The sequence below is a fragment of the Mycolicibacterium austroafricanum genome, from assembly GCF_000612725.1.
Lineage (GTDB): Bacteria > Actinomycetota > Actinomycetes > Mycobacteriales > Mycobacteriaceae > Mycobacterium > Mycobacterium austroafricanum.
This window is the reverse complement of sequence record NZ_HG964457.1, coordinates 141,593-153,340: the sequence shown is the minus strand read 5'-3', so window position 1 is coordinate 153,340 and position 11,748 is coordinate 141,593. Positions and strand designations below refer to the sequence as shown.

Annotated in this window: 11 protein-coding genes; 3 read left to right on the top strand and 8 right to left on the bottom strand. The window is 69.9% G+C overall.

The features are described 5' to 3' along the window. From BN976_RS25670 to ftsH, 7 genes are all read right to left on the bottom strand, one after another. Nucleotides 1-660 (bottom strand): DUF6779 domain-containing protein (locus tag BN976_RS25670; RefSeq protein WP_322787925.1); only part of this gene is annotated, 660 nt, incomplete at its 3' end. Between the two features lie 77 nt (nt 661-737). Beyond that, nucleotides 738-1,214: a DUF3180 domain-containing protein gene (locus BN976_RS25665; RefSeq protein WP_036375255.1), complete on the bottom strand. Its 477-nt coding sequence runs from the start codon at nt 1,212-1,214 to the stop codon at nt 738-740. Further along, complete coding sequence (gene folK / locus BN976_RS25660) at nt 1,214-1,741, bottom strand: 2-amino-4-hydroxy-6-hydroxymethyldihydropteridine diphosphokinase (protein ID WP_011782507.1); 528 nt, start codon at nt 1,739-1,741, stop codon at nt 1,214-1,216. The genes BN976_RS25665 and folK overlap by 1 nt, the downstream gene beginning before the upstream one ends. Further along, a complete protein-coding gene (gene folB, locus BN976_RS25655) occupies nt 1,738-2,112 on the bottom strand; it encodes a dihydroneopterin aldolase (RefSeq protein WP_011782508.1) in 375 nt (124 codons plus the stop codon). Before folB ends, folK begins: the two co-directional genes overlap by 4 nt. Next, nucleotides 2,105-2,911, bottom strand: a complete 807-nt coding sequence (folP, locus tag BN976_RS25650) for a dihydropteroate synthase (RefSeq protein ID WP_011782509.1) — start codon at nt 2,909-2,911, stop codon at nt 2,105-2,107. Before folP ends, folB begins: the two co-directional genes overlap by 8 nt. 44 nt (nt 2,912-2,955) lie before the next feature. Next, on the bottom strand, nt 2,956-3,564 hold the full coding sequence (gene folE, locus BN976_RS25645; protein ID WP_011782510.1) for a GTP cyclohydrolase I FolE: 609 nt from the start codon (nt 3,562-3,564) through the stop codon (nt 2,956-2,958). A 19-nt stretch (nt 3,565-3,583) separates the two neighbouring features. After that, on the bottom strand, nt 3,584-5,920 hold the full coding sequence (gene ftsH, locus BN976_RS25640) for an ATP-dependent zinc metalloprotease FtsH (protein WP_036375252.1): 2,337 nt from the start codon (nt 5,918-5,920) through the stop codon (nt 3,584-3,586). A gap of 377 nt (nt 5,921-6,297) precedes the next feature. Between ftsH and BN976_RS25635 the strand changes: the two genes are divergently transcribed. From BN976_RS25635 to BN976_RS25625, 3 genes are all read left to right on the top strand, one after another. Beyond that, nucleotides 6,298-7,245: an alpha/beta fold hydrolase gene (locus BN976_RS25635; protein WP_036375249.1), complete on the top strand. Its 948-nt coding sequence runs from the start codon at nt 6,298-6,300 to the stop codon at nt 7,243-7,245. A gap of 83 nt (nt 7,246-7,328) precedes the next feature. Continuing rightward, the gene (locus BN976_RS32180; RefSeq protein WP_158498042.1) at nt 7,329-8,723 is read left to right on the top strand and encodes a PE-PPE domain-containing protein; all 1,395 of its coding nucleotides are present in this window, start codon (nt 7,329-7,331) and stop codon (nt 8,721-8,723) included. Nucleotides 8,724-8,789: 66 nt separating this feature from the next. Further along, nucleotides 8,790-9,527, top strand: a complete 738-nt coding sequence (locus BN976_RS25625) for an SIMPL domain-containing protein (protein WP_011782514.1) — start codon at nt 8,790-8,792, stop codon at nt 9,525-9,527. Here BN976_RS25625 and BN976_RS25620 read toward each other — a convergent pair. Next, entirely contained in the window at nt 9,524-11,743 is a 2,220-nt protein-coding gene (locus tag BN976_RS25620) for a molybdopterin-dependent oxidoreductase (RefSeq protein ID WP_036375246.1), read from the bottom strand. The two genes, BN976_RS25625 and BN976_RS25620, sit on opposite strands and share 4 nt — an antisense overlap. Between the last annotated feature and the right edge of the window lie 5 nt (nt 11,744-11,748).

Sequence of the window (11,748 nt, the reverse complement as noted above, 5' to 3'; positions counted from 1 at the left end):
GGCCCACTGCGGCTGCTCGGCCGAACGGCGATGCGCGCCACCGGCTTCGCCGCGCGGTGCCCACTCGCCCTCCGGAGGGTGCGGCTCGGCCGGCACGTCGATGATGGGACTCTCATCGGTCTTGGGTGCGTACGGCTCCTCGGCGGCCCTGAAGTCTTCCTGGGTGTCGATCCGGCTGCTGCTGACGCGCCCGGCGGTGCGTTCGGTCTCGATGGCGGGCCGGTGCGAGAGATCGGTGTCGAAGAGGAATTCCAGATTGGCACGCAACGCGGCCAGTTCGGCGCGCAGCGCCGCCACCTCGTCGGCGGACTGCGCCCGCAACTCCGAGGCCAACTCGCGGCGCAGATGCGTTTCGACGGCGAGCTCGTACTCCCGTCGCGCGGAGATCTCGCGATCGAGCTGCAGGTCGTACACGAGCTTGAGGTCGCGCACCTTGGCCTGGTCGGCGTCGCTCTGCCTGCGGTAGATGACCGAGACGAACGCGGCGACCACGGCCGCCCACAACGCGAGAATCACGGCCAGCTTGAGCAGTTCGACGCGGTTGGTGAAAACCAGCGCTGAACTGGCTGCGATCGCGAGCACCAGCAACACCGTCATCAGGATCCAACCCGGCCTGCGGCCGCCGCGCCGAAGGCGCGCGCCACGAGTCGGATCGGTCATGGGGCGACTGTACCCGCCACAGGTCGGCTGGCGTGTCGACCTCCGCGGCGATTCGGCCGCAGTACCCGGCAGGTTGGTCAGCCGGTGGCCGCGTCGGCATTCTCCGACTGATCCTCGGGCGACCTGCAGCAATGCTGCAGCCACATCGCCGCGACGACCAACGCAAGCGCGCACAGCCCGGCCACCACCGCACCCGGGGTGTCTTCTGCGGCCACCCGCAACGTGGCCCTGCGGGGAAGCAGGTAGACCACCACCGCCAGCCACCAGCCGAACACGACACTGCCCATCCACACCGAAGCCTTCGCGATCACCACCGATCGCGCCACGGCCAGCGGGTGCAGTCTGCCCTGACCCACCCCGATCTGACCGTCCCGGATCCTGGCCCGCACGTAGAACGCCCAGCCCCCGACCGCTGCGGCCACACCGAGCAGCGACACGCCCGTCCACACGTCGATCGGCGGGAACCAGCGGTAGGCGACGTGCACCAGCAGGTAACCCGCTATGGCGGTGACGGTCGCCGCGGCGGCCAGGTCTCGCGTGCGGGTCGGTCCCATCAGGCCCCGTCCGCGATCCGCAACACGAAGTCGGTCGTGCGCACACCGGCGCGCTCCGCTGCGTCCACGGCCGCCAGGTGGGCAGTGAGCGGATCGGTTCGACCGTCGACGGTCAGCGTCGCCGTCGGCTCCACCTGCAGCCACGGAACCAACACGAAAGCGCGCGCGTGCGCATACGGGTGCGGCAGGGTCAGGACGTCGTCGTGGACCACCACCTCCCCGTCGGGACCGTGACACTGCACCAGGTCGACATCGAGCGTTCTGGGGCCCCACCGCTGATCCCGGACCCGCCCGGCCGCATCCTCCAGTTCGTGGGCGCGGCGCAGCCAGCCGTACCCGTCCAGTTCCCGGTCCTCGGCCAGCACAACGGCATTGAGGAAAGGCCCCTGCTCGACGCCGCCCCAGGCGTCGGTTTCGTACACCGGCGACACCGCCAGCGCGGAGCCTGCGAGACCGTCGAGCACCGACTGCAGGTGGGCCATCCGGTCACCCAGGTTGGACCCGATGGACAACACCACACTCGTCACGGTGCGGTACCCCGACGCGACCGGCGCGCGGTCACGGCCACATCGTGGAACTGCAACGGGATCGGAGCCGACGGTTTGTGCACCACCACCTCGACGGCGTGCACCCGCGCGTCGCGCATCACGTCCTCGGCGATCTCGGCCGCCACCGTTTCGATCAGCTGCCGCGGGCGGCCGGCCACGATGTCGGCGGCGCGCTGCGCCAGCACGCCGTAATCGAGGGTGTCGGCGAGGTCGTCGCTGGCGGCCGCCGCGGCCAACTCCATCCACACCGTGAGGTCCACGATGAAGTCCTGACCGTCGCGACGTTCGTGGTCGAACACCCCATGGTTGCCGCGAACCTTCAGTCCCCGCAACTCGATTCGGTCAGTCATCGCGACCTGCCTGCCAGGCCGCCACCACCGCCAGCGCGTCGACCGAGGCGCGGACGTCGTGCACGCGGACTCCCCAGACGTGATGCCAGCCGGCGAGTGCCGACACAACCGCGGTGGCGGTCTCCCGGCCGGCGGGTGGGCGGAGCTCACCGTCGGGCGAGGCGAGAAGCTCCCCGAGGAAGCGCTTGCGTGAGGCGCCGACCAGTACGGGGATGCCGGTCGTGACGAACTCCGGCAGCGCGTGGAGCAACGCCCAGTTGTGTTGGGCGGTCTTGGCGAATCCGAGGCCGGGATCGATGATCAGTTTGGCGGGATCCACTCCCGCGTCGACGGCGGCGTCGACGCCGGCCATCAGTTCGTCCCTCACCGCGGTGACCACGTCGCCGTAGGGCGGCACCTCGTGCGGGCGGTCACTGCCGACGGAGCGCCAGTGCATCAGCACCCACGGCACCCCCGCGTCCGCGACCACCCGCGCCATGTCCGGGTCCGCCCTGCCGCCGGACACGTCGTTGACGATCTGCGCTCCGTGCTCCAGCGCCACCCGCGCCACCGCAGCGTGCATCGTGTCGATGCTGACCGTAATGCCAAGCTGTGCAAGCTCTTTGACGACCGGCAGAATTCGGGACGACTCCACGGCGGGGTCGATTCGCGTCGCGCCCGGCCGTGTCGACTCACCGCCGACATCGACGATCGCCGCACCCTGGCGCACCAACTCGACACCGTGGATGACCGCCCGGTCCCGGTCGAGGAACAGGCCGCCGTCGGAGAATGAGTCATCGGTGACGTTGACGACCCCCATCACCTGCACGGGCGTCGGTGCGGCAGGTGGGACGCTGGCGGGGCTCACTTGCGCAGGATCAGATCCAAGGCTTCGGCACGAGAGGCCTTGTCGGTCTTGAACTGTCCGCGCACCGCCGACGTGGTGGTGACCGCGCCCGGCTTACGGATACCGCGCATGGCCATACACAGATGCTCGGCCTCGATCACGACGATGACACCGCGTGGGTCGAGTCGGCGCATCAGCGCGTCGGCGATCTGGCCCGTCAGCCGTTCCTGCACCTGCGGCCGCTTGGCGTACAGGTCGACCACACGGGCCAGCTTCGACAGGCCGGTGACCCGACCGTCCACGCCGGGGATGTAACCGACGTGCGCCACCCCGTGGAACGACACCAGGTGGTGTTCGCATGTCGAGTACATCGGAATGTCCTTGACCAGCACCATCTCGTCGTGCTGTTCGTCGAACATCGTCTTGAGGACCTCGTCGGGGTCGGTGTACAACCCGGCGAAGATCTCCTGATAGGCCCGCGCCACCCGGGCGGGCGTGTCGCGCAAGCCTTCCCGGTCGGGGTCCTCACCGACCGCGATGAGCAGCTCGCGCACCGCAGCCTCGGCACGGGCCTGGTCGAAACGGGCGGTGGTGATCGTGGCCGAATGGTTGTGCGACCGCGTCATCGAGATCTCCATTCAGTTTTCAGCCGTTGGAGGGCGGAGCGCTCCGCCCGTTCTCCCCGCCGCCTTCGTGGCCGGGATCCTCTTTGGGGCCCGCCGCCGGGGCGCCGCCGTGGGGAGCGGGCTGCCCGGGCTGCGAATGAGGCTGATACGGCGGATATCCCGGGTATGCCGGCGCCCCCTGCCACCCCGACGGCGGCGGAGGCGGATACCAGTAGCCCTGCGGCTGCGGGGGGTGCGGCCCGCCGGCCTGGGGTGGCCAGCCGGGTGCGTGCCAGCCGGCGGGGGCACCGTAGTCAGGCTGGGTGGGACCGCCCGGGACACCGTTGGATGCCTGAGAGCCGTTGCCGCCGTTCTTCTGCGCCTGCTCGGCGGCCGCCCGGGAGGCCTGGGCGATGGCGGTCTTGAACGCGGGCTCGGGCAGCGGCTTGGGCCACGGTTCCCCGCGCTCGATCGCCAACTCCCCCGGCGTCTTGATCGGCGGCTTGTCCGACGGCACCCGGCCACCGAAGTCGTCGAACATGGTGAGCCGGGGACGCTTCTTCACGTCGCCGAAGATCGCCTCGAGCTCGACCCGGTGCAGGGTCTCCTTCTCCAGCAATTCGCCGGCCAGGGTGTCGAGGACATCGCGGTACTCGGTGAGGATCTCCCACGCCTCGGTGTGGGCGGCCTCGATGAGCTTGCGGACCTCGTCGTCGATGATCTGGGCGACCTCATGGCTGTAGTCGGCCTGGGTGCCCATGGTGCGGCCAAGGAACGGATCACCGTGCTCGGTGCCGTAGCGCACCGCGCCGAGCTTGGAGCTCATGCCGTACTCGGTGACCATCGCCCTGGCGATCTTGGTGGCCTGCTCGATGTCGGAGACGGCGCCGGTGGTCGGCTCGCGGAACACCAGCTCCTCGGCGGCGCGTCCGCCCATCGCGAACACCAGCCGCGCGATCATCTCCGAGCGGGTCATCAGGCCCTTGTCGTCCTCGGGCACGGACATCGCGTGACCGCCGGTGCGACCGCGGGCCAGGATCGTCACCTTGTAGATCGGGTCGATGTCGGGCATCGCCCACGCCGCGAGCGTGTGCCCGCCCTCGTGGTAGGCCGTGATCTTCTTCTCGTGCTCGCTGATGATGCGACTCTTGCGGCGGGGTCCGCCGACGACGCGGTCGACGGCCTCCTCCAGGGCGGGCCCGGTGATGATCGTGCCGTTCTCGCGGGCGGTCAGCAGTGCCGCCTCGTTGATGACGTTGGCCAGGTCCGCGCCGGACATGCCGACGGTGCGCTTGGCCAGACCGTCGAGGTCGGCGTCGTCGGCGATCGGCTTGCCCTGCGAATGCACGCGCAGCACCGCGCGCCTGCCCGCCAGGTCGGGATTGGACACCGGGATCTGGCGGTCGAAGCGTCCCGGCCGCAGCAGCGCGGGATCGAGGATGTCGGGCCGGTTGGTGGCGGCGATCAGGATGACGCCCTGGCGGTCGCCGAAGCCGTCCATCTCGACGAGCAGCTGGTTCAGCGTCTGCTCGCGTTCGTCGTGGCCGCCGCCCAGGCCGGCGCCGCGCTGGCGGCCGACGGCGTCGATCTCGTCGACGAAGATGATGCACGGGCTGTTCTGCTTGGCCTGCTCGAACAGGTCACGCACGCGGGACGCGCCGACGCCGACGAACATCTCGACGAAGTCCGAACCGGAGATGGTGAAGAACGGCACCCCCGCCTCACCGGCGACCGCGCGGGCCAGCAGGGTCTTGCCGGTGCCGGGCGGACCGTAGAGCAGCACGCCCTTGGGGATCTTGGCGCCCAGCGCCTGGTAGCGGCTGGGGTTCTGCAGGAAGTCCTTGATCTCGTAGAGTTCCTCGACCGCCTCGTCCACGCCCGCGACGTCGGCGAACGTGGTCTTGGGCATGTCCTTGCCCAGCATCTTGGCCTTCGATTTGCCGAACCCGAAGCCCATCCGGCCGCCGGTCTGCATGCGGGAGAACATCACGAACAGCCCGACGAGCAGCAGCAGCGGCAGCATGTAGATCAGCAGGGTGCCGAGGATGCTGCTCTGGTTGACGACGGTGTTGATCTTGGTGTTCTTGGCCTGCAACGCCTCGAACAGCGGCACCCCGTACCCGGTGGGGTACTTGGTGATGATCTTGTCGCTGTTCTCGGTGTCGCCGTTGCCGTTCTTGAGCTCAAGCCGCAGCTGCTGCTCACGGTCGTCGATCTGCGCGCTCTTGACGTTGTCGCCGCTGATCTGGGCCATCGCGACCGACGTGTCGACAGGCTTGTACCCGCGGGTGTCGTCGCTGAAGTAGAAGAAAGACCAACCCAGCAGCAGCACCACGGCGATCACCGTGAGGGTGCGGATCACATTCTTTCGGTTCATGAGTGAGTTCGGTTCATGCCGGAGGTGCGGTCCATGTTGTGAGTCCGGTTCATAAATGTGTGCGGCCGGGGGTGGCTTGCCCAGCCAAATCCTTCCAATACGCGCAGTTGGAAACCTCAAGGCTACCGCTAGACCAACGTCTGGCAGTTCCCGGAGTTCACGGAGGGAACAATCAGGCCTGAGCCCGGAGTTCACGGAGGGAACAATCAGGCCTGAGCCCGGAGTTCACGGAGGGAACAATCAGGCCTGAGCCCGGAGTTCACGGAGGGAACAATCAGGCCTGAGCCCGGAGTTCACGGAGGGCCGCGAGGGTGAATTCTCGGTGGTGTTTCCGCGCTGTGCGCGACCGTGGGTGCCCGTTCGGCGAGAGTGGAGCCATGCGGTCGCGAATGGTGCAGACGAACGGTGTGACGCTGAGAGTCACCGAGGCCGGGGAGCCCGGAGCGCCGGTGGTCGTGCTCTGCCACGGCTTCCCCGAGCTCGCGTTCACGTGGCGCCACCAGGTGCGCGCACTGGCCGACGCCGGGTTCAACGTGCTGGCCCCCGATCAACGCGGTTACGGCGGGTCGGACAAGCCCGACGCGGTCGACAGCTACAACGTCGCCGAACTGACCGCCGACGTCGTCGGCCTGCTCGACGACCTCGGCGCCGAACGGGCGGCGCTCGTCGGCCACGACTTCGGCGCGGTGGTGGCCTGGGCCGCCCCGCTGCTGCAGCCGGACCGGTTCTCGTCGGTCGCCGGGCTGAGCCTGCCTCCGGTTCCCCGGCCGAAGGTGCCGACGACGCAGGCGTTCCGCCGGATCTTCGCCGACCGGTTCTTCTACATCCTGTATTTCCAGGACCGCGGCCCGGCCGATGCCGAACTGGCCCGTGATCCGGCAGGCACGTTCCGCCGACTGTTCGCGATGGACGTCGCGGACGAGCAGTCCGCGCTGCGGATGACCGAGCCGGGACCGGCGGGGTTCCTCGACCGGATCCCCGACCCTGGACGGCTCCCCGACTGGATCAGCCCGCCGGACTTCGACGTCTACGTCGACGAGTTCCGCCGCGGCGGGTTCACCGCGCCGCTGAACTGGTACCGCTGCTTCGATCTGAACTGGGAGCTGACGGCCGATCCGCCCGCGCCGACAATCGGGGTGCCCGCGCTGTTCGTCGGCGGCACCGCCGACGCCACGCTCGCCTACACGCCGAGACATCGGGTCCGTGAGGTCGTCACGGGCGACTACCGCGAGGTGATGATCGACGGTGCGGGCCACTGGCTGACGGAGGAGCGGCCCGACGAGGTGTCCCGAATCCTGCTGGAGTTCCTGACGGCAGCTCGCTGACGCCGCGCGCCGGCGGTGTGACGCGGATCACTTCGGGGTACTCGTGCGTCGCCGGGTCAGGTGGCGCGAAGAGGTGCGAAATGATGCGAGCAGTGCTGCGTTACGGCGTCTGCAGACAAGTCGACGATCGGGCCGGGTTGATCGCCGCGGCGCGCACCGCATTCGGTGAGCTCGGGGCGGCGGCAGGCCTCGCCGACATCGCCGGCCACGCCGGGGTGAGTCCCACCGTTCTGTGCCGGCACTTCGGCGACAGGGACGGATTGGTCGCCGCGGTGCTCGACGACCTCGTCGCATCCCTCGGGGATGACGAGGACCCGCCGATCGTCGCCGCCGGCGCAGTGTCCGGCGCTCGATTCCACCCGAAGTACGCGGTTGCGCCGTTGGCCGCGCTCGCGACCGTGATGCCGATGATGCCCGCCCAGGCCACGGCGGCGACCAGCGCCGAACCGACGACAGCCACGACGGCCGTCGAGCCGGCGGCCACGGTGCTGACGCTCACCCCGCTGTGGCCGGTGTGGCCGCTGGAGTACGCACTGCAGGGGTCGCTGTGCGAGTCCGGCGGCTGCGACCTGATCCCGTACCTGCCGTTCTCGACCGCTGCCGGTGTCAGCCTGCTCACCGAGCGCCTGTCCTCGACCGCGGACGTCAGCCGCGTGGCGAGCGACACCGACACGGTGGTGTTCGGCTACAGCCACGGCGCCGTGGTGGCCGCGGAGTGGCTGGCCGAGCACGCCGAAGATCCCCTGGCCCCCGCCGCCGGGCAGCTGTCCTTCGTCTTGATCGGGAACCCGACGCGCGCCTACGGCGGGACCTATCCGGCGCTGCCGCAGACCCAGTACCAGGTGATCGACGTCGTCCGGCAGTACGACCCTGTCGCCGACTTCCCCGCCGATCCTTTCAACCTGCTCGCGATGCTCAATATCGGCGCGGGCATCCTGTCCTCGGTTCACCTCGATTACACGGATGTGGCCCTCGACGATCCCGGGAACACCGTGTGGACCGAAGGCAACATCACCTACGTCTTCGTGCCCACCCGGAACCTGCCTCTGCTGACGCCGCTGCGGCTGATCGGGCTGGGTTGGCTGGCCGACGAGCTCAACGAACCGCTGAAGGAGATCGTGGAACGGGCCTACGACCGTCCGTACCTCCCCGAGGCCGAGCCGGTGGATCCTCCTGCCGAACCCGCCCCCGGCCCCGTCGTCGAGCCGGTAGCCGAGACCCTCGACGCGACCACGGACACGACCGTCGCCACCCCGGCGTCGTCGCCCGACGACGCCGCCGCACCCGACACCACGGCCTACGGTCCGGAGGTCAGCCCAGCAGACGTCGACCCGGCCGCCACTGAACCCGACACCGAGGAGACCACGGCGGCGGCCACGGAGGAGACCACGGCGGACCCGGCCGTCACCGTCGAGGACGTGTCGCAGGAATCCGCGGCGACCGCTGAACCGGACGCGGCGGACACCGCAGGCGGCTGACTCGACGTGCGGCCACTCCCGTTGTGAGCCAACGAGTCCTGTCGCCGACGCGCTAGTGTGCCTGGCATGCCGATCGCAGCGCGCGCCAAGACCGTCAGGAACATGCTCACTGCCCTCGCCGCGGCGGCGGCCACAGCCGCGGCCCTGACAGCCTGCGATGCGCAGAGCGGGCCCTCCCTGGAGCCCGGCGCGGACAGCCGGCAGGTGACCGTCGTCGGCGCCGGTCAGGTGCAAGGCACGCCCGACACCCTCACCGTCAATGCGTCGATGGAGTTCGTCGGTCCCGACGCCACGGCCGCGATGAACCAGACCAACGAGCGCCAGCAGGCGGTGATCGACGGGCTCGTCGAGTTGGGGATCGACCGCAAGGACATCGCCACCACGGCCGCGGATCTGCAGCCGCAGTACAACTCCGACAGCACCTCGATCACGGCCTACCGGGCCACCAACTCCGTCAACGTCACCCTCCGCGACCTCGGCCGTGCGTCGGATGCGATCGGCCTGATCGTGGCCACCGGCGGCAACGCCACCCGGATCAACTCGATCAGCTACTCCATCGAGGACGATTCACAGTTGGTGCGCGACGCCAGGGCGCGCGCGTTCGAGGACGCCAAGGACCGGGCCGCCCAGTACGCCGAACTGTCCGGCCTGAACCTCGGCAAGGTCATCTCGATCTCCGAATCGGGCGGGCCGACACCGCCGGTGCCGATGCAGGCGCCCCGCGCGATGGAGGCCGCCGTGCCGCTGGAGCCCGGCCAGCAGACCGTCGGTTTCTCGGTGACGGTGATCTGGGAGCTGACCTAACTCGCCGGACCGACCAGCACGGGGATGCCGTTGAGCACCGCGGTACCCGACAGCGGATCGAGCGTCGAGCCGTCGTTGAGCTGGTTGACGTTGACGCCGGGCTGACCGGCGGCCAGCAACTGCCCGGTACCGCCGCGGTCGTGACCCCAGCCGTGCGGCAGGGACAGCACGCCGCGCCGGATGTCCTCGGTCACCTCGACGGGCACCACCAGTTCGCCACCCGCCCCCTTGACGATGGCGGTGTCGCCGACGCCGAGTTCGGCTGCGTCGTCGGGATGCATCCGCAGCGTGCAGCGGTTGCTGCCGCCGGCCAGCGCGGGCAGGTTGTGCATCCAGCTGTTGTTGGAGCGCAGGTGGCGACGGCCGATCAGCAGGTAGCCGTCGGTGCGCCGGCCCACCGCGGCCCGCAGCCGCTCGGCGTCCGCGACCAGTTGCGGCGGTGCGAGTTCGATCTTGCCGGACGGGGTGCGCAGCACGTCACGCAGCCGCGGCTGCAGCGGGCCCAGGTCGATGCCGTGCGGGGCGTCCTTGAGCCGTTGCAGGGTCAGGCCGTCGGGCCGGGCGCCGAACGCGTCGCCGTAGGCGCCGATGCGCAGCATCATGTCGAGGCGGCGCTCGTATCCGGGGCCGACGGGCAGCATCGCGGTCAGTTCCTCGACCGGGCGCCCGGCCACGGGTGACCCGGCGTCGGCGGTTTCCTTGGCCAGCGTGGTCGCGATCACCTGCTCGTCGACCAGGGCTGGGTCGGCGTCGTACCCGATGCCGTAGAGCACCAACGCGATCCGCGACAGGATCTCCGCTTCGTCCGGTCTGCCGTCGAGCGGCAGCACCGGCGGTGAATAGCGGGCGTTGTTGCGTACCGCGAGGGCGTTGAGCGCGAAGTCGAAGTGCGGGCTGCGCGACGGTGGCGGCGGCGGCAGGATCACGTCGGCGTGGCGGGTGGTCTCGTTGAGATAGGGGTCGACGGACACCATGAACCCGACGCCGTCCAGGGCGCGATCGAGCCGGTCGCCGTCCGGCGCGGACAGCACCGGGTTGCCCGCGATGGTGATCATCGCCCTGATCTGCCCCTCGCCCGGGGTCTCGATCTCCTCGGCCAGCGCCGCCGTGGGCAGTTCCGACAGCACCTCCGGGTAGCCGGACACCCTGCTGTGCCAGCGGCCGGTGTCGAACCCGCGGCCGGGCCGGTGACCGCGCGGGGCGGGCGCCACCGGGGACAGCGGGAACATCACCCCGCCGGGCCGGTCCAGGTTGCCGGTCAGGACGTTGACGACGTCGACGAGCCAGCTGCCCAACGTCCCGAACTCGACGGTCGAGGTGCCCATCCGCCCGTACACCGCGGCGGTCGGCGCGGCGACCAGCTCACGCGCCAGCGTCCTGATGTCGTCCGCGTCGACGCCGCAGAAGTCGGCCACCGTCTCGGGCGCGAAACCCGAGGCGAGAGCGCGGACCTCGTCCACACCGGCGACGTGGTCGGCGAGCGCGCCGAGGTCGACCAGATTCTCGTCGAACAACACGTGCGCCACCGCGAAGAGCAGCGCGGCGTCGGTGCCGGGCCGGGGCGCGAGATGCCGGTCGGCGAGCGCGGCGGTGCGGGTGCGGGCGGGGTCGATGACGACGAGCCCTCCGCCCCGCTTGCGCAACGCGCGCAGCTTGCCGGGGAAGTCGGCGGCGGTGGCCAGGCTTCCGTTGGACACCAGCGGGTTGGCCCCGATGATCACCAGGTGATCGGTGCGGTCCAGGTCGGGCACCGTGAAAGCGACGGGGCTGCCGAACATCAGCCCCAGCGACACGTGCTTGGGCATCTGGTCCAGCGTGCTGGCCGAGTAGACCTGCCGTGTCCCGAGACCGCGGATGATCAGCGGCGGGTAGAGCGCACCCGCGACGGTGTGGGCGTTGGGATTGCCCAGGTACACCCCGACCGACGCGCCGCCGTGGTCGCGGACCACCGCGCCGAGACCCTCGGCGACCGCGGCGAACGCCTCGTCCCACGTCGCCTCGGTCAGCACGCCATCCCGACGGATCAGCGGTGCAGCCAATCGGTCGGGGTCGTTGTCGAGCTCGCCGAAGCTTGCGCCCTTGGGGCAGATGAAGCCGGCGGAGAAGACGTCGTCGCGGTCCCCGCGCGCACCGGTGACGCGTCCGTCGTCGACGGTCAGCGTCAGACCGCAGGTCGCTTCGCAGAAGGGGCAGATACGTAAGGCCGTTTCGGTCATATCTG

What these genes read in the sequence shown, in the direction of transcription:
- BN976_RS25665 (WP_036375255.1), bottom strand. Translation starts at nt 1,214, where the DNA reads ATGGGACCGACCCGCACGCGAGACCTGGCCGCCGCGGCGACCGTCACC.
- folB (WP_011782508.1), bottom strand. Translation starts at nt 2,112, where the DNA reads ATGACTGACCGAATCGAGTTGCGGGGACTGAAGGTTCGCGGCAACCAT.
- folP (WP_011782509.1), bottom strand. Translation starts at nt 2,911, where the DNA reads ATGGGGGTCGTCAACGTCACCGATGACTCATTCTCCGACGGCGGCCTG.
- folE (WP_011782510.1), bottom strand. Translation starts at nt 3,564, where the DNA reads ATGACGCGGTCGCACAACCATTCGGCCACGATCACCACCGCCCGTTTC.
- ftsH (WP_036375252.1), bottom strand. Translation starts at nt 5,920, where the DNA reads ATGAACCGAAAGAATGTGATCCGCACCCTCACGGTGATCGCCGTGGTG.
- BN976_RS25635 (WP_036375249.1), top strand. Translation starts at nt 6,298, where the DNA reads ATGCGGTCGCGAATGGTGCAGACGAACGGTGTGACGCTGAGAGTCACC.
- BN976_RS32180 (WP_158498042.1), top strand. Translation starts at nt 7,329, where the DNA reads ATGCGAGCAGTGCTGCGTTACGGCGTCTGCAGACAAGTCGACGATCGG.
- BN976_RS25625 (WP_011782514.1), top strand. Translation starts at nt 8,790, where the DNA reads ATGCCGATCGCAGCGCGCGCCAAGACCGTCAGGAACATGCTCACTGCC.
- BN976_RS25620 (WP_036375246.1), bottom strand. Translation starts at nt 11,743, where the DNA reads ATGACCGAAACGGCCTTACGTATCTGCCCCTTCTGCGAAGCGACCTGC.